The following is a 17,789-nucleotide window of genomic DNA, read 5'->3' on the forward strand; positions in this document are numbered from 1 at the left end:
CGTTTTATCCTATTCCAATACATTCCAGACAGATATTAACCGCCTTCACAAGCACTTCCTGCGCTTCTCCACGAACGGCACCAATAACAATGCACAGAGCTGCCACTCCCAGCAGCCCTGTGCGAATCCATCCGGTTTGTCTTTCCTTTCCTGTTCTCATAACCGGTTCTCCTCTTTCTTTATAACAGCTCTGTAATAGTTCTATAATAACTCCATAACAGCTTTTACAGCAGCTGATCAATAATCTCTGCCCAGGCTGCTTTATCTCTTGCCCCGGCATACGCCTTGTCTACAAATTCTCCTTCTTTATTTACAAACACAGTCGTTGGATAGGCACTAATCCGGTTCAAAATTCCAAGCTGGAGTCCCGGTGACGCAACGATGTGCGTATAATCAGCTCCCGTCTCTTCGATAATCACAGCAGCCGTCTCATTTCCTGCCTCTCCCACATCACCAATCAGCCCTATAATCTGAACTCCTTTATCCTGATACTCCTCGCTTAACTGAGCCAAATCCGGCATCTCCTGAATGCATGGACCACAAAATGTTGCCCAGATATTTACCATGGTAAGATCTGCCTGTTGGAAAATCTCTTCCGTCACCTTCTCACCATCCAATGTCTCCGACTCAAATGCACCGAATCCATCCTTCTTTTCATCGCCAGTTTCCTCTTGGTTTTCCACAGTCTGTCCACTGTTTTCTGCTTCTTTTCCACACGCCGTTGTGGAAAATACTAGCGCCAGACACCCTAGACCTACGATAATCGCTCTTCTTTTCCTCATTATTCATCTCCTGTTCACGTTTTGTGGATTCATTGGGGACAGGGTAATTTTCATTGGGGACGTGTACTTTTTCAAAAAACTCCGTCCCCGATTAAACGCCTGCCTTCTTACAGATATCTGCCACGCAGCACCGATCGCAATGAGGTGTGGTTCTCGCCGTGCAGACATCCCTTCCATGATATACCAACCGATGGCAGAAATCGCTTCCTTCCTCCGGCGGAATTAATTTCCATAACTCCATCTCTACCTTCTTCGGATCCTTGATTCCGTCCACCAGGCCCATTCGGTTCACCAAACGAATGCAATGTGTGTCTGTTACAATTGCCGGCTGCCCGAAGACGTCTCCCATAATCAAGTTAGCGCTCTTTCTTCCGACCCCCGGGAGTGCCAGAAGCTTCTGAAAATCATCCGGCACCTTTCCGTCATATTCTTCCTGCAGAATCTTCATGCAGGCGCTGATATCACGCGCCTTGCTTCTTCCAAGCCCACAAGGCTTCACAATTGCCTCTATATCTTCCGGCGCTGCTGCCGCAAGAGACGCTACATCCGGATACTTCTCATACAATTTTTCTACAACTACATTCACTCTGGCATCGGTACATTGCGCTGCCAGCCGGACACTAACCAAAAGCTTCCAAGCCTGATCATAATCCAGCGTACAGCCAGCATCTGGATACTCTTTTTTCAGACGTTCAATAATTTCCAGCGCCAGCTTTTGTTTCTTAGTCTGTCTCGCCATCTGCTTGTTCCTTTCCACTTGGTTTCCGGTTCTTTTAAATTTCAATCAATTCGTATTCCTGAGTTCCCAAGCCAATCTTTTCCGCATGCTCCAGGCATACTTTCCAGTCTGTCGTTGGTGCAGAATCAATAAAGTGATCATGGTGTACATGTGGCATCTGATCCAACTGGCTTCCCGCAATAATTGGCTGACGATTCACTGCATCTGCACATGCACGGTCTAAAGCCACTGGGTCAAAGGATGCAAACATTCCCACATCCGGAACGATCGGAATATCATTTTCTGCATGACAGTCACAATTCGGAGATACATCAATTACCAAACTGATGTGGAAATGCGGCCGATCCTTTACAACCGCAAGACTGTACTCTGCAATCTTTTTATTCAAAATATCATTGGATTCATCACTTGCCGCACAGACTGCATCTTTTGGACAAACACCAATACATCTTCCACAGCCCACACATTTGTCGTGATCAATGGACGCTTTCCCGGAAGTAATCACCGGCGCATCATGCGCACAGATCTTCACACAATTATAACATCCAATACAATCTTCCTGATTTACAAATGGCTTTCCTGCACTGTGCATCTCCATCTTTCCAGCTCTTGATCCGCATCCCATACCGATATTCTTAAGAGCACCGCCAAATCCCGTTGACTCATGTCCCTTAAAATGATTCAATGTAATGAATACGTCTGCATCCATAACTGCACGTCCAATCTTGGCCTCTTTCACATATTCCCCGTCAATCGGCACCAGTTCTTCATCAGTTCCTTTCAATCCGTCTGCAATAATCACATGACATCCTGTTGAAAATGGTGAAAATCCATTCTTATATGCAGATTCCAGATGATCCAGCGCATTTTTACGTCCTCCTACATACAGCGTATTACAATCGGTCAAAAATGGTTTTCCCCCCAGCTCTTTCACCATATCCACTACAACCGCTGCATAGTTCGGGCGCAGAAATGCCAGATTTCCCGGCTCTCCAAAATGCATCTTAATTGCCGCATACTTATTTTCAAAATCAATCTCCCCGATTCCTGCCGTCTTAATCAAACGTTTCAATTTCTGTGGAAGATTCTCGTGAAACGATGCTTTCATTGTTGTATAATATACTTTTGATTTCTCCATAATTCTTATCCTCCTGTAATTCCTTTTCCATATTTTTTATCATAACATATTTGTCACAATTTCGGCTATTGCTTTATTGCTGCAGTCTCAATTATTGTTTTATCAACTGAATATTCAAATCCGTCTCTCCCTCAATGCCATCCACTGCACCCTGATTGGTATACTGCCAAAATTCAAATCGATAAGGGGTCTGAGGTTTGAGCTCGTAATCCGCATACCAGATCGGGTATTCTTCCAACACCTTCAAATCCAGTTCATACGCTTCCCACAGCATATTGCTGTAAATTGCCGGCTGATAATCTGCTTCCTTGATCTTCTGACAGAACACTGCCGTATTTTTCGTAAATTGTTCTCCGGACACATTGTCTGTTCGCGCCTCATCATCAAGAATACTCTCCGGATCATAGACCACCGGAAGCTGAAGCTGATACCCGGCCAACTGCTGAAGCACCAGATCCGCCTCTTCCTCCGCCTCTGCTTCATTGACTGCCTGAGCAAAGAAATACACACCAACGTCTATTCCCACACTCTGCGCCTCTACAATATTCTGATGAAACATAGCGTCAGTACAAAGCCGCCCTGCCTCCCCATATCCCCGGTATCCTACCCGAATAAATGCGAAATCATAACCAACTGCTTTCACCTTTTCCCAATCAATCTCTCCCTGATGCTCGGAAACATCAACACCAAGCCGATAAGTGTAACGCTCATCTCCCGTATAGGAAAGTTGATAGCCGTCATGTAAGAATCCATCCAAATTATACGTATGCTTTTCAATTTCCGGTCGGATCTCCACCTCATAAGGCTGCCCATAGACATCGACAAAATGAAGAATCTCTGGCTTCTTTTCACTACTCTTGTCTGTACTTTCTTCTGTAACTTCCTGCTTTTCTTTCTTTTCCTGTCCCTTCTTCTCTTCCGATCCTCCCTCACAGCCTGGCAACATAACTGCTGCCGTCAAGATACCAACAGCCGCCACATATTTTCCTCTAACCATTCGATGCCTCCTTATCCTTTTTTAATCTCCCTCTCATTTCTTTCCACAATTATAACATAAAAAAAGACCTGCCCACATCAGTTTTCCTGATGCAGACAGGTCTTTCTTCTACTTACGATCTTTTGTATTCTTATATCCTGCCATTAAGCCGAACAAGATTCCCCCAACCCCGATTACCGCAAACAAGATTGAGAATACAATCATCATTGTCTGTTCACTTCCGGACGTAACGGATATCTGTTTGAACATCTGATAGGACAGGTAGGCAAGGTAAAATCCTGCCATCGCATAGATTGCCGGTCTGGCTTTATTCTTCCAAGCGCTATTGTCTGTTGGCTGTTCTTCCGGCTCCATCATTTCATCTTCTTCCGTACGAACCGTTTCTTCCAGCTCTTCCTTCTGCTGTTCTTCCATATCCGCTTCTCCCTTCTGTTTTGTTTTGGCTCTTAATTATTTACGAACCAGGTACTTTCTCATATCGATCGCACAAGCAACGAGGATGATCAGACCCTTAATAACATACTGTAAGCTCTGGTTGATTGCCAGGAACTGTAATGCTACGAAGATAATTCTTAAGATAAATACTCCCATTACAACTCCACGGATTTTACCAGTACCACCTACGAAAGATACACCACCGATAACGCAGGCTGCAATGGCATCACACTCGTAGTTCAGACCAGTATTTGCCTGGTTAGAACCAATACGTGCAGACTCGATAAATCCTGTGATTGCATACATAGCACCAGCAAGTGTATGTACTAAAATAATTGTCTTTGCTACGTTAACACCAGATACGTTTGCTGCTTCTGGGTTAGAACCTACTGCAAACATGTTCTTACCGAATGCAGTCTTATTCCAGATAAACCACATCAGTGCTACGATAAAGCAAGCGTACCATACATAGTTTGGAATCGGAACTCCACTGATCTTGATTACACTTCCTGTTACAAAATCCTTAAATGACTGGTCAAGTCCTGATAAAGGCTGTCCGTTATTTCCATTAATCATAATGAACATTAACAGAACTCCATATACGATCAACTGTGTAGCAAGTGTTACGATAAATGGATGTAACTTAAAGTGTGCTACGAAGAATCCGTTTACAAGACCTACAACCGCACCAACTGCAACTACTACTAAAATAACCAACGGAATCGGAACTACCCCAAGTTCTGGGAAGATCTTTGTCGGGTAATCAGCTGCCTGCAAAAGAGCTGCTGCGATACATGCTGTAAGCCCAACTACACGACCTGCTGAAAGGTCTGTTCCTGTAAGTACGATACATCCAGCGATACCTACTGCGATCGGAATATTTGCCGCAGAAAGGGAAATAATATTTACAATAGATGCTGGTGTAGTAAAGTTCGGATTCTGTACTGCCGTATAAATAATCGCAATAATAATCAATACATACAGTGCATTATTGAGTGCGAACTCTTTCCAATAATTTCTTTTATCTTTGGCGTCTAATGCCTGGAAATCAGCGTAACGTCTTTTTAAATTTTCAACTGTTTTCATTTAAAACCGGCCTCCTCTATACATATTTTGCCGCAAGGGTCATAATTTCTTCCTGAGTAGCTGTCTTTGCATCTACTTCACCTGCCAAACGTCCTCCTGACATAACCAGAATTCTGTCGCAGATTCCCAAGAGCTCAGGCATCTCAGATGATACTACCATAACAACTTTATCCTTGTTTGCCAGATCAAGAATCAACTGGTAAATCTCATACTTTGCACCAACGTCGATACCTCTGGTAGGCTCATCCAGAAGCAGAACTTCCGGTTCAGTCAAAAGCCATCTTCCAAGGATAACCTTCTGCTGGTTACCACCTGACAGAGAACGAATCTTTGTTTCCTGCGTAGGTGTTTTAGTTCTCATCGCATCGATGGACCATTTTGTATCTGCCTTCATGGACTTTTCGCTTAAGTAAAGTCCGGCTTTTTTATGTTTTTTAAGGCTTGAAATAACTGTATTCTCACGGATACTCAAAATTCCAAAGATACCCGTTGCCCGTCTTTCCTCTGTCAACAGGGCAAATCCATTCTTGATGGACTCCCTAGCGTTACGATTCTTAACGACCTTGCCATCCAGTTTGATGACACCTTCTTTTCTCGTAGCGATTCCAAAAATATTCTCAAGCGTTTCTGTACGTCCGCTTCCGTCAAGGCCTGCTATACCGACAATCTCGCCCTTTCTGACATTGAAAGATACATCTTTGAGCATAGAATACTGAGCAGTCAGATGCTCTACTTCCAATGCAACCTCTCCCGGTTTATTGGTTTTTGGTGGGAACTGATTCGTCAGCTCACGTCCTACCATCAGACGAATGATATCATCCATAGACAAATCATCTGCTGGTTCTGTTGCAACCCAAGTACCGTCACGCATGATTGTAATCTCATCAGAAATACGTTTGATCTCTGCCATCTTATGTGATATATAGATAATACCGCATCCACGGTCTCTTAGCATATTAATGATTCTAAATAAATGTTCTACTTCTTCTTCTGTCAGTGAGGAAGTAGGTTCGTCAAATACAATAATTTTTGAATTAAATGAAACTGCTTTTGCAATCTCTACCATCTGTCTCTGTGACACTGGCATTGTGCTCATTACACGTTTTGGATCTACATCAATTTCCAGTTCTTTAAACACGTCAAGAGTATCTTGATAGATCTTTCTTTCGTTTACCATGACCCCGCCAACTTTTGGATAACGTCCAAGCCAGATATTATCCATAACGTTACGCTTTAATGCCTGGTTCAGTTCCTGGTGCACCATTGCCACACCGTTCTCCAGCGCTTCTTTAGAATTCTTGAAGTTTACTTCTTTTCCTTCTAATTTAATCGTTCCGCCATCTTTGTTATACATCCCAAACAGGCACTTCATCAATGTGGATTTACCGGCACCGTTCTCGCCCATAAGTGCGTGTACGGTTCCTCTCTTTACAGTCAGAGAAACATTATCTAAAGCCTTTACTCCTGGGAATTCTTTACTGATATTACTCATCTGTAAAAGAACTTCCTGTCCCATGACCATTCCTCCATTCATCTTACTTCCAAAGAAAAGCAGTCCCCAATCTTCTGGCGACTGCCCTTCTTTATTAACATTTTACAAGTTTTTTATTATTTTTCTTCACCTGTGTAGATTCCGTATGGAATGTAGATCTTCTTCTCAACTTTTTCAGACTTGTTGTAATCGTCTGTTCCGTCTAATAAGTCTTTTCCATCACCTACGTTCTGGGAAAGAAGTGCGATACATTCTGCCATACCTTCTGCATCCTGCTTGATTGTTCCAACCATTTTGCCATCAGCGATCAGTTTCTTAGCAGAATCTGTAGCGTCTACACCAAATACAGGGATTGTCTTCTCTGGATCTCCAGTGTTGTAACCCTTGTCATTCAGAGCTGCAACTGCTCCCTCAGCCATTCCGTCGTTGTTACAGATGATCAGCTCGATCATGTTGTTGTTTCCTTCGTTGTACTGAGAAAGGTTTGTTGTCATGTAGTTGTTAGCTGCTGTAGCACTCCAGTTACCATCCTGGTCAACCTGGTACTTATCTGTGTTAGCTGAATCGAAGAACTCTAATGCTGGCTTTCCAGCTTCTTCCAACTTCTTATCAGCATCTTCTACTGCATACTGTGTACGGTAGATAGCTTCAACGTTTCCTAACTGTCCCATGAACATAGCGTAAGAGATCTTTCCGTCTCCGTTCAGGTCAACTTTGTCGTAGTTCTCTACAACGTAGTCACCGATCATCTCGCCCTGCATATGTCCAGCTTCCGGAGCGTCTGTTCCTACGAATGCACATTTGTCATATGTATTCAGAACTACACCTTCTTCTCCTTCAGAATCCTCAACCGCACGGTTGAAGAAGATAACTGGGATATCTGCTGCTTTTGCTTTGTCGATGATCTGTGTAGAAGCATCGTTAGAACCAGAAGTAACAATGTTAACGATCAGCAGGTTAGCACCTGTCTGGATTGCTGTATCAATCTGCTCGTTCTGTGTTGTCTGGTTGCTGTTTCCATCGTAATCCTGATATTTAACACCCATCTCGTCAAGCTTCTTATCAAGAGCTGTACGAACAGATGAAATGTAAGTATCAGAGTATGTGTAGTAGAATACACCTACGTTCAGATCTGATTCCTTCTTATCTCCAGATCCGCCTTTGCTGTCTTCCTTTCCTCCGCATCCGACAGCCATTGCTGCTACCATTGCTACGCAAAGTAACACTGCAATAATTTTCTTTTTCATAATGTACCTCCTTTTGACATTTGATTTACACTTAGTATAGCATCAGAGCCTGTCCAAACCCATAGGATAATCTCAGAAAAATGTTCAAAATAATACTCTACCTGGTTTCTTCAAATGTAAATAACATACGTTGGCATGCTTCGCTGTACATGTTCTCCTTCACCACAAGCTGTGTCTCGGTATCGATCTCCTTCTCCGTGATCGCATATCCATTCAAAACTTTGTAAGCGCTTTCTACTCCTATATATCCCATGGCGTAAGGATTCTGAACGATCAGCGCATCGACTTCCCCGCTTTCCAGCATATCTACCGAAATCACATTGCTGTCAAATGCCACAACCCGAATCCTGTCTCCCGCCTTTAACTCCTGAATCGCGTATCCTACTCCTAGGCTCGTCCACTCATTAAATGTTACTAATACATTAATCTCCGGATGCTCTTCTAACATCCGAAGCGTAGCGGATTTTGCCGAGTCAATCGTAGACCTCGCATTCACAGATTCCACAATAGTTGCACGCTCATCTTTTTTCAAAGTGTCCGTCATCCCCTGTTCTCTGGTCTGTCCATTTTCAGACACTTTGTCAAAATTAACAACTCCGACATAAATCTTGTCTTCCTCTCCAGCCAAAGCTGCCTCGCCCGCCATCTGCCCCGCCTCATAATTGTCGGTTCCGATTCTGCACTCCACCCGGTTGCTATTGACATCGCTGTCAATCACGATGATCTTCACGCCTTTTTGAGCCGCTGCATTAATGGCATCTGCATTTTCTTCATAATCAATCGCTGAAAAAATAATAGCATCTGCCCCATCTGCCACAGCCTCTTCAATCATATCATTCTGGGTCTGATAGTCCTCTTCATTCTTAGGTCCTATCGTCATCAAATCCATATTATATTCTGTACTAGCTGCATTTGCTCCTGAAAATACAGACTTCCAGAACTCTGATTCCGTTGATTTAGCAATCAAGACAACCTTTTTTTTACGATCTGACTCCAATGCCTTCCCCTTTTTTAGGAAGCCCATTCCTCCACAGCCTGCTAACAGCCCTACACAAAGCGCAAGCACAAGACCAACGCTTACCAGCTTATATTTTCTTCTATTTGCCATCGCTTTCCCTCTCTGTTACTTTCGGCATCCGAATGGTCACGCGGGTTCCCTCGTCCAGTTCACTGGTGATAGAAAGACCATATTCTTCTCCAAAGTATATTTTAATTCTGTCATTTACGTTTTTGATTCCGATACCGGTTCGGTCTCCCCGCTCTTTTTTCATAATTTCCTGACACTGTTCTTCTGTCATTCCCACACCGTTGTCTTCTACTGCCAGAATAATGTCGTCCTGATCCTGATGCACTTCAATTAGAATCTCTCCTTCATCTACCATACGGTTAATTCCGTGATAAATTGCATTTTCTATAATCGGCTGAAGTGTAATCTTATTACAAAGGTAGCCTAAACATTCTTCATCCACATCAAAATGATAGGTAAACTGATTCTTATACCTGAATTTTTGAATTCTCAAATAACTCTCTGCATGCTGAATCTCTTTTTCTATCGTAATCAATTCATGCCCTTTACTGATACTGATTCGGAAAAGCTTTGCAAGTGACGTTACCATGTCTTCTGCATCCTGACTTCTGCCATCTTCACACAGCCATGCAATCGCATCCAATGTATTATATAGAAAGTGCGGATTGATCTGTGCCTGCAGCGCTTTTAACTCTGTCTTTCTAAGTGTAATCTCTTCCCGCCTTACTTTTTCCATCAACTTCTGAATCCGAACGACCATATGTTCAAAAGATCTGGATAATTCCACAATTTCTTCTGTTCCGCCTACTTGCTGATACGTATAATTTTCTGCATTCTTCTCGAATGACCGCATTGCCTGCGTCAGCTTTTTTACCGGTTTTGCAAAAATATTGGAAATCAAAATTCCAACAAACAGCGTACCAATCAATACAATAATCAAAATCAGAATCAACAGCAGCACCATATCTTCTACCTTATTGGTCACCATCTCATCTACGTAACAAACGCCTACAATGCGCCACTTGCTTTCTGACAGTGTCCGGGTTGTATAAATTGCTTCTTCCCCATATTCGACTCCATCTTCGCCTCTGGCGTTCTCCTTCTTCAATCCGGAATAGATCAGCTGCTGCTGTGGATGATAGACAATATTGCCGTCGGTATCTTCAATATAACAATATCCATGAGCGCCAATTCCTACATCGTCCACATAATTCGCAATATTGGAAAATCGAATATCCATTGCCACCTTAATCTTCTGATCATCCGCATCCTGAATAATCTGAGAAATGGTAACTACCCAAGGGTAATATTGTTTAAACAGGGTTGCCACATGTGGTTTACTGATATGCATCCTTCCGTCATCCGGGACTTTAACATCCGATAAATTCTGATAACAGTTCGGTTTCATGGTTTCCCCACTGGACCAGCACTCCATCAGTTCTCCCTCTTCATTATAAGTAGTAACCGCCACAACATCTTCCCGGATCTCTACCAAATCCTGAATAAACTCACCCGGATTGGTACCCTGAAGCTGGAAACTGGTACGAATCGTTCCCAACACTTCTTCCATATCTCGTGTGTAGGATTCTACCATATTTTGTACCTGTACCACCGATTGCTCGCTGCTGGTTACCGCATTTCGCTCTACGCCTTTTCTGTAAATCTGCGTGAATACCAAAATAGTAATAATAGAAGTCAGAAGCACTATAGCTGCCACCAGCAAGGTAAAAATCAACGATAAGGACAAGCCCCTTTTTTCTTTTTCAGCCTTTTTTATCATGCCATTCCCTTTTCCTTCCTGCATTGGTTCGGAGACATTCCTGTTGCCTTCTTAAAACAATAGCTGAAATAATGCTGATCTCGATAGCCGCATTCTTCTGTGATCTCTCGAATTTTCTTCGCAGTGCACGTTAACAGTTCCGTTGCCTTTTCAATTCGGCGCGCCGTCAAGATTTCCACAAAGGTATGTCCTGTAGTCTTCTTAATCAAAGCGCTCAAATAATTGGGGCTGACCGCAATCTCTGCACTGACACTGACAATTGACAGTTCCGGATCTGAATAATGCGTCTCAATTAATTTCAATGCCCGTTCACAGAGTACTTCCCCACTCTTCTTTCTCTGTTCGGAAATCAGTTCTTTTGCGCCAATACACAACGAAATATATTTTTCATAAGAGTCCATGATCTGTTCCACCAGATTATGGCTTGTCAATTGGAAATTCTCCTGCAGATGTTCCACCGCCCCCTCTCCAGCAACTGTATAAAGCACCTTATAAGTTGCCGCTGTCATCTGCGTCAACAGAAAATCGGCCACTGCCGGAGCAATTTCCCCGGACGCTATTTTAACGGTAAAATCCTGCAAAAATCCTCTGATTTCTTCCGTACTTCCGCCTCGAAGCAGCTCTTCCATCTGACTGATGGTATTTTCCGTAATATCCTGACTGACGTAGCCTCCTCTTTCCTCATCCGCAATAAAATGCACGTTGCTTTCTCTCTGCCTTGAATAGCTTAATGCCTCCATTGCCTCCAGATAACATTCTCTGCATTCTGCCAGACAATCTGTACTTCTGCTGACTCCCACAGTTCCTTGCATCTTTATAATTCTGGCTACGCTCTGTACAATCTCGTCTACAATAATATGGAGATACTTCTGAAACCCGCCTTCTGTTGCAGACAAAATCGATACCACTCTTCCTGGCATATAGCAGCTGACAGAACGAACATATTTTTTCAAAATCATGTCGATGGCCTGAACACTTGCACGTGTCGTATGATCCTTTCCCTGATCTGAAATACTGGTCACCATGACCACATATCGATACACTTCCGGATCACTGCTTCCTAGAAGCCCGCAGCTTAATGCATTCCGCCGCAGTTCTTCTTTCACTTCTTCTGTAACTTTCCCCTGATATCCTTCTAAAAGAAGCGGAAGCATGAATTCTGACTTGTCCAGACGATCCTGAACGGATTCCTTCGACGCGAATTCTTCAAACTTCCGGTCAATGATCTCTTTGATATTCTTCAGTTCTTCTTCTAATTCCTGTGATGAAATCGGCTTCAACATATAGCTGATAATATTATACTGAATCGCCTGCTGCGCATAGGAGAAATCATCAAACCCACTTAAAAATGCAATCTGCACCGTCGGCCGAATCTCTCTTACCTGACGCGCAAGCTCAATTCCTGACATAAACGGCATCCGAATATCCGTAAGCAATAGATCAGGCTCAAGCTTTTCAACCAACTCCAACGCTTCCACACCATTTTCCGCATCACCTACTACCCGAAATCCCAGCTCTTCCCATCTTACTTTCTTAATAATTCCTCTGCGGATTTCCTCTTCATCATCCGCAACAACAACTGTATACATTCTATTTCCCCTTTACTTCCTGTATCCTCTGTAAACTGATACCATCTACAGTTCTGTTCTTATTATACCCACTCCTTTCAGTAGTGGCAATCACTTTCGTATACTGGAATATCTTTCCCTTAAGGAACCCTTAAGAAATTTCAGTTTTCTTTAAGGAAATTAACATACTTTAGACACATTTCCCATGTATACTTTAAGACAGATAGTTGAAGAACACATCAACTATCTCCCCCCTCATAAAAGTAACGCATCTGGTTTTCCAGATGCCGCACTTTACTCTCATTCCTTTAGATAACTATAAAACAACGAAACCCGTTAGCCGAAAGGTTAGCGGGTTTTCGCTGTATATGCATATTAATTTATAAATCAAGTCTCATATAAATAGAGGTATCCATAGGACTATCGTTGTAACTTTCAATCTCATAAAGACCAAATTTTTTATAGATATGTATTACACTTTCCAAAAATGGAAGTGTATCTAACAGCATATGAGAATACCCTATTTCCTTTATTTCTTCAGGAATTTCTGTATTTGCCTTAACTGCATAAAGAAGTGCTAAAAAACCAGACGCTTCTTGTCTTACAGCATATATCCACTCTACTCTTTTATCAGTAACATATTGCATATTGCACATTTCGATTCTTTTTCAATTCTTTTCCTCTCAAACAAAATTGAATTATGTTTCCTGCACTATTTTATGATAACGCTGTCATCAAACACTCCCTTTGATAGAATAAATCAAGGCACTACATGAGAATGGTAGGCGGTTAGTCCTTCAACAGGGGGACTGAACCCTCTGATTACATAGAAATCCTGCTTACAGGAAATCTGGGAAAGGAGGGCTTGACTTATGAGTGATTTTGAGTTGCTCTCCATCGTACTAATGATACTCAGTATCGTTGTAACGATTCTGATTGCATATATAAATCAATCAAAAAAGTAACCGCCCCTCGCCCAAGGATGACGGTTACTTTTTTAGTAATTAAATAATTGGGACTAACCAACTATCAGTAGTGCCTTATTTACATCTTTATTTTAGCAAAAGACCTTTGAATTGTCAAATTCAACATTTTAAAAGAGTTTCTGTTCGTGGACAGTTTGCAATAACATTTTATAACACTCTCCACAAAAAAAGAGTTGATACAACACCCCTTAGGATCTTGTATCAACTCCTTCTATTTTACGCTTCTATTATCAGAATCTGTTCCAGCTTATACCAGCTCGATCAGAACCTCCATAGCTGCATCACCTTTACGCTGGCCAATCTTAACGATTCTTGTGTAACCACCGTTGCGGTTCTCGTACTTCGGTGCGATCTCATCGAATAATTTTGCAACCAGATCTACCTGTTTTGTACCTTTTTTCTTACCAGCCTGTGCTGCTGGAACTTCCTTTACAGGATAGAGAACCTTCAGCATCTCACGACGAGCGTGCAATCTGCTTGGCATATCTTTCTTAATTGTCTTTTCAACTTCATCGTATACAGTAACTTTTTTACCATCTACAACTTCTTTTACTCTCTTGCCATCTTTGTCCTTGCGGGCAACTTTAGCCTTTACAGTAACCTCTTCAAAGTTGTCTTTTTCTTTTACTGCCATAGCGATCAGGCCTTCAGCGATCTTGCGGATCTCTTTTGCCTTAGCTTCTGTGGTAACGATCTTTCCGTTGTTCAGAAGTGCTGTTACCTGGTTTCTTAATAATGCTTTTCTCTGGCTTGATGTTCTGCCGAGCTTTCTATACTTTGCCATTTCTTTTATCCTCCACTTTTCACACTTGGTTATGCTTCTTCGGGCTTACTAGCCAAATGCCTCCACTGCGCACTTCGGGCTTATCAGCGGATACATTTTAAGGAAGTTACTCTTACTCTTCTCCTCTGCTGAGACCAAGTCCCAACTCATCGAGTTTTGCAAGTACTTCTTCCAGAGATTTACGTCCCAGATTTCGTACTTTCATCATATCTTCCGGTGTTCTGTTTGTCAGCTCTTCTACAGTATTAATGCCTGCTCTCTTGAGACAGTTGTAAGAACGAACGGATAATTCCAATTCATCAATGCTCATCTCAAGAACTTTTTCTTTCTCATCATCTTCTTTTTCAATCATAACTTCTGCTGCCTGTGCAACTTCAGACAGATCGATAAAGAGTTTCAGATGCTCGCTTAATACTTTTGCTGCCAGGCTGACTGCTTCATCAGGAAGCAGTGTGCCATTGGTGTATACATCTAAAGTTAATTTGTCAAAGTCTGTAATCTGACCCACACGAGTATTCTCTACAGTAAGATTTACACGCTCTACCGGAGTATAGATGGAATCGATCGGAATTACCGCGATCGGCAGTTCCTCATTTTTATTCTTATCAGCGCTTACATATCCTCTGCCCTTTGTGATGACAAGTTCCATGTACAGTTTGCTGTCTGCACCGCCATTTAAAGTAGCGATAACAGTCTCAGGGTTCATAATCTCAATATCCTGATCCACCTGAATATCTGCTGCTGTTACAACGCCTTCTCCTTCAAACTCGATATAAGCAGTCTTCGGCTCATCTGTCTCAGATGTATTCTTAATAGCCAGTGACTTTAAGTTCATAATGATCTCAGTCACGTCTTCCTTAACACCAGGAATTGAACTGAACTCATGAAGAACTCCGTCAATCTTCACCTGGCTGATTGCAGCACCAGGCAGGGAAGAAAGCATAATTCTTCTAAGAGAGTTACCTAATGTAGTACCATATCCTCTTTCGAGCGGCTCTACGACAAATCTTCCATACTTCTTATCTTCTGAAATCTCTGTTATCTCAATATTGGGTTTATTAAAATCAAACACTAAGTCCACCTCCTGTGGTGTTACGGGTTATTATTTAGAATATAATTCGACGATTAACATCTCATCTACAGGAACATCGATTACTTCACGTCTTGGAAGTTCTTTTACTGTTCCTTTCAGGTTCTCCAGGTCAGCCTCTAACCACTCCGGAACAAGACGTCCACCTGTAACCTCTACGATACCTTTGTATCTTGGAGAGCTTTTGTGTTTTTCCTTGATCTCGATTACATCGCCTGCTTTGATCAGGTAAGATGGAATGTTGATCTGCTTTCCGTTAACAAGTACGTGCTTGTGGTCAACGATCTGTCTAGCCTCACGTCTTGTTCTTGCAAGTCCCAGACGGAATACTACGTTGTCCAGTCTGGACTCCAGGATTCTCATCAGGTTCTCACCTGTCATACCATTCATACGCTGAGCTTTCTCAAAGTAGTTTCTGAACGGTTTTTCTAATACGCCATAGATGAATTTTGCTTTCTGTTTCTCACGTAACTGAAGACCATACTCGCTCATCTTTCTGTTAGATCTCTTTAACTGTCTGTTAGACTTTTTATCAATTCCCAAATAAACTGGATCCATTCCGAGGGATCTACATCTTTTAAGAACCGGAACTCTATTTACTGCCATGTTTTCGTTTTCCTCCTGATTATTTTCATTTCTAAGGGAGTTTTTCGAGACTAGGCTCGAAAAGACTTCATCCTTTTGTTCTTTACTGTATTCAAATAAGAACTAGACTCTTCTGCGTTTCGGTGGACGACATCCGTTGTGTGGTACCGGAGTTACGTCCTTAATGCTTGTTACATCGATTCCACATGCCTGAAGAGCACGGATTGCTGCTTCTCTTCCTGAACCTGGTCCCTTAACCATAACGTCAACTGATTTTAAGCCATGTACTAATGCTGCCTTAGCTGCTGTCTCAGCTGCCATCTGTGCTGCATAAGGGGTAGATTTCCTTGAACCTCTAAATCCAAGACCGCCTGCACTTGCCCATGACAGAGCATTTCCCTGTGCATCTGTTAATGTAACGATTGTGTTATTAAAAGATGACTGGATGTGAGCCTGTCCGTGTTCAACGTTTTTCTTGACACGTTTTTTTGTCACTTTTTTTGTAACTTTCTTTGCCATAATAAAACTAACCTACTCTTTCTTTTTTTCTTTGATATTTAATGTCTGCCTATTTCTTCTTGTTTGCTACTGTTCTCTTAGGACCTTTTCTTGTTCTTGCGTTGGTCTTTGTCTTCTGACCACGAACCGGAAGTCCTTTTCTGTGACGGATTCCTCTGTAGCATCCGATTTCCTGAAGTCTCTTAATGTTAAGAGCGATCTCTCTTCTCAAGTCACCTTCTACTACCTGTGTTTCGTCGATAACTGCGCTGATCTTCTTAACGTCTTCGTCTGTCAGATCTCTGCAGCGAATGTCAGGATTTACTCCTGCCTCTGTCAGAATACGGGTTGCACTTGCTCTACCGATTCCGTAGATGTAAGTAAGCCCGATCTCTACTCGTTTGTCTCTTGGTAAATCTACACCTGCAATACGTGCCATGTGAATTTTCCTCCATTTTCCTTGTTTTTTCTTGTTTCGCTGAAAAACAACACTTTTTCAGCTTGCGCACATCGTCTTTAATAGGGGATCTTTAAATCCCAGGTGCGTTTCGGTATCCACACCCTTTCCGGTCCTCTTTCTAATCGGTGATTTTTCAAAACCACACGCTTATCCGACGGTAAGGACGGACCGGCATTAGAAGCAATATACGAAGGATTTTCACCGGCTACAGGTGCTCCTTGTATATCTAAAACAGTCTACACACCTCCAGGCGTGTCCACTGTCAGCCGCCTCGTTAAGCTTCTTTTCGCCCAGTGATTAACCCTGTCTCTGTTTGTGCTTAGGGTTTTCACAAATAATGCGAATGCTTCCTTTTCTCTTAATTACTTTGCATTTTTCGCAAATTGGTTTTACTGATGATCTAACCTTCATTAGGGGATCCTCCTTTCATCCATTGCTCTGCCTTTTGTGTCTGCACGATTTCCTACACCTTTCCTTCGATCTTTGTGCAACTCTAAGACCAAAGGGCAGACTAACTCCTAGAAACGTGCTCATATAGTATAGCACTTTATATATAAGAAAGTCAACAAATTTTTTATAAAAAAAAGGGCACTTCTCGTTTTCTTTCCAAACGCTAGTGCCCTCTCTTGATCCTCTTATTTATCTCTCCAGATAATTCTTCCTTTTGACAGGTCATATGGAGATAATTCTAATGTTACCTTATCTCCCGGTAAAATCTTAATGAAGTTCATACGAAGCTTCCCGCTGATGTGTGCCAGCACCTGATGTCCATTCTCCAGCTCTACCTGAAACATAGCATTTGGCAGCTTCTCAACAACAGTTCCTTCAATTTCAATTACGTCAGCCTTTGACATAGATTAATCCTCCTTTAATATCCGTTTGATTTTTACATCTGTCGCGCCTTCCAGATCATAGGTTCTCCCGATAATCTGAATGTGTTTTTTCTTCTTTTTCTTCGGCTTATCCAACGTCCGGATTCTCCCGTCCACCAGATAAACGTAGTTGTTATCTACGGCAGCAATCACATATCTTTCGCCTGCATCATGTCCTGCTTTAGACACCGCAAGCATCCCTTTCTTCATTTCCATATGCCGC

At 42.3% G+C, this 17,789-nt stretch carries 21 protein-coding genes; all 21 read right to left on the reverse strand.

The genetic code is table 11. From position 1 onward, the window contains the following. Window positions 1-4 precede the first annotated feature (4 nt). The 21 genes from C0979_RS11970 to C0979_RS04820 all read right to left on the reverse strand — a co-directional run bounded on the left by C0979_RS11970 (window position 5) and on the right by C0979_RS04820 (window position 17,782). Window positions 5-160, reverse strand: coding sequence for a CD1871A family CXXC motif-containing protein (locus C0979_RS11970; RefSeq protein ID WP_173814590.1), 156 nt, complete (start codon window positions 158-160; stop codon window positions 5-7). 64 nt (window positions 161-224) lie between these two features. Further along, window positions 225-782: a TlpA family protein disulfide reductase gene (locus tag C0979_RS04725; RefSeq protein WP_101694929.1), complete on the reverse strand. Its 558-nt coding sequence runs from the start codon at window positions 780-782 to the stop codon at window positions 225-227. 91 nt (window positions 783-873) lie between these two features. Then, a complete protein-coding gene (locus C0979_RS04730) occupies window positions 874-1,521 on the reverse strand; it encodes an endonuclease III domain-containing protein (RefSeq protein WP_101695317.1) in 648 nt (215 codons plus the stop codon). A 34-nt stretch (window positions 1,522-1,555) separates the two neighbouring features. Then, on the reverse strand, window positions 1,556-2,659 hold the full coding sequence (locus tag C0979_RS04735) for a DUF362 domain-containing protein (protein WP_101694930.1): 1,104 nt from the start codon (window positions 2,657-2,659) through the stop codon (window positions 1,556-1,558). Between the two features lie 91 nt (window positions 2,660-2,750). Then, the gene (locus tag C0979_RS04740) at window positions 2,751-3,656 is read right to left on the reverse strand and encodes a glycoside hydrolase family 25 protein (RefSeq protein ID WP_101694931.1); all 906 of its coding nucleotides are present in this window, start codon (window positions 3,654-3,656) and stop codon (window positions 2,751-2,753) included. Between the two features lie 108 nt (window positions 3,657-3,764). After that, on the reverse strand, window positions 3,765-4,070 hold the full coding sequence (locus tag C0979_RS04745; protein WP_242962647.1) for a hypothetical protein: 306 nt from the start codon (window positions 4,068-4,070) through the stop codon (window positions 3,765-3,767). A 36-nt stretch (window positions 4,071-4,106) separates the two neighbouring features. Next, the gene (locus C0979_RS04750) at window positions 4,107-5,177 is read right to left on the reverse strand and encodes a galactose/methyl galactoside ABC transporter permease MglC (RefSeq protein WP_101694932.1); all 1,071 of its coding nucleotides are present in this window, start codon (window positions 5,175-5,177) and stop codon (window positions 4,107-4,109) included. A 16-nt stretch (window positions 5,178-5,193) separates the two neighbouring features. Continuing rightward, window positions 5,194-6,693 (reverse strand): sugar ABC transporter ATP-binding protein, encoded by a 1,500-nt coding sequence (locus tag C0979_RS04755; protein WP_101694933.1) that lies wholly within the window; start codon window positions 6,691-6,693, stop codon window positions 5,194-5,196. A gap of 92 nt (window positions 6,694-6,785) precedes the next feature. After that, entirely contained in the window at window positions 6,786-7,916 is a 1,131-nt protein-coding gene (locus tag C0979_RS04760) for a galactose ABC transporter substrate-binding protein (protein ID WP_101694934.1), read from the reverse strand. Window positions 7,917-8,013: 97 nt separating this feature from the next. Further along, window positions 8,014-9,024 (reverse strand): substrate-binding domain-containing protein, encoded by a 1,011-nt coding sequence (locus tag C0979_RS04765; protein ID WP_101694935.1) that lies wholly within the window; start codon window positions 9,022-9,024, stop codon window positions 8,014-8,016. Further along, window positions 9,014-10,723 carry a cache domain-containing sensor histidine kinase gene (locus tag C0979_RS04770; RefSeq protein WP_101695319.1) on the reverse strand — a complete coding sequence of 570 codons (1,710 nt, stop codon included), beginning with the start codon at window positions 10,721-10,723 and terminating at the stop codon, window positions 9,014-9,016. Before C0979_RS04770 ends, C0979_RS04765 begins: the two co-directional genes overlap by 11 nt. Next, entirely contained in the window at window positions 10,720-12,312 is a 1,593-nt protein-coding gene (locus tag C0979_RS04775; RefSeq protein ID WP_101694936.1) for a response regulator transcription factor, read from the reverse strand. Before C0979_RS04775 ends, C0979_RS04770 begins: the two co-directional genes overlap by 4 nt. A gap of 359 nt (window positions 12,313-12,671) precedes the next feature. Further along, window positions 12,672-12,938 (reverse strand): hypothetical protein, encoded by a 267-nt coding sequence (locus C0979_RS12085; RefSeq protein WP_242962648.1) that lies wholly within the window; start codon window positions 12,936-12,938, stop codon window positions 12,672-12,674. Window positions 12,939-13,524: 586 nt separating this feature from the next. Then, window positions 13,525-14,061 (reverse strand): bL17 family ribosomal protein, encoded by a 537-nt coding sequence (locus C0979_RS04785; RefSeq protein WP_101694937.1) that lies wholly within the window; start codon window positions 14,059-14,061, stop codon window positions 13,525-13,527. Window positions 14,062-14,173: 112 nt separating this feature from the next. Next, complete coding sequence (locus C0979_RS04790) at window positions 14,174-15,133, reverse strand: DNA-directed RNA polymerase subunit alpha (RefSeq protein WP_101694938.1); 960 nt, start codon at window positions 15,131-15,133, stop codon at window positions 14,174-14,176. Between the two features lie 30 nt (window positions 15,134-15,163). Beyond that, complete coding sequence (rpsD, locus tag C0979_RS04795; protein WP_101694939.1) at window positions 15,164-15,757, reverse strand: 30S ribosomal protein S4; 594 nt, start codon at window positions 15,755-15,757, stop codon at window positions 15,164-15,166. A gap of 102 nt (window positions 15,758-15,859) precedes the next feature. Further along, a complete protein-coding gene (gene rpsK, locus C0979_RS04800; RefSeq protein WP_049729986.1) occupies window positions 15,860-16,255 on the reverse strand; it encodes a 30S ribosomal protein S11 in 396 nt (131 codons plus the stop codon). A gap of 49 nt (window positions 16,256-16,304) precedes the next feature. Beyond that, window positions 16,305-16,673 (reverse strand): 30S ribosomal protein S13, encoded by a 369-nt coding sequence (rpsM, locus tag C0979_RS04805; protein WP_101694940.1) that lies wholly within the window; start codon window positions 16,671-16,673, stop codon window positions 16,305-16,307. A gap of 318 nt (window positions 16,674-16,991) precedes the next feature. After that, window positions 16,992-17,105, reverse strand: a complete 114-nt coding sequence (rpmJ, locus tag C0979_RS04810) for a 50S ribosomal protein L36 (protein ID WP_003022746.1) — start codon at window positions 17,103-17,105, stop codon at window positions 16,992-16,994. A 224-nt stretch (window positions 17,106-17,329) separates the two neighbouring features. Next, a complete protein-coding gene (gene infA / locus C0979_RS04815) occupies window positions 17,330-17,548 on the reverse strand; it encodes a translation initiation factor IF-1 (RefSeq protein WP_004607275.1) in 219 nt (72 codons plus the stop codon). Window positions 17,549-17,551: 3 nt separating this feature from the next. Further along, entirely contained in the window at window positions 17,552-17,782 is a 231-nt protein-coding gene (locus tag C0979_RS04820) for a KOW domain-containing RNA-binding protein (protein ID WP_101694941.1), read from the reverse strand. Window positions 17,783-17,789: the final 7 nt, after the last annotated feature.

Origin of the sequence: Dorea phocaeensis (genome assembly GCF_900240315.1) — a bacterium.
Classification (GTDB): Bacteria; Bacillota; Clostridia; order Lachnospirales; family Lachnospiraceae; genus Dorea_B; species Dorea_B phocaeensis.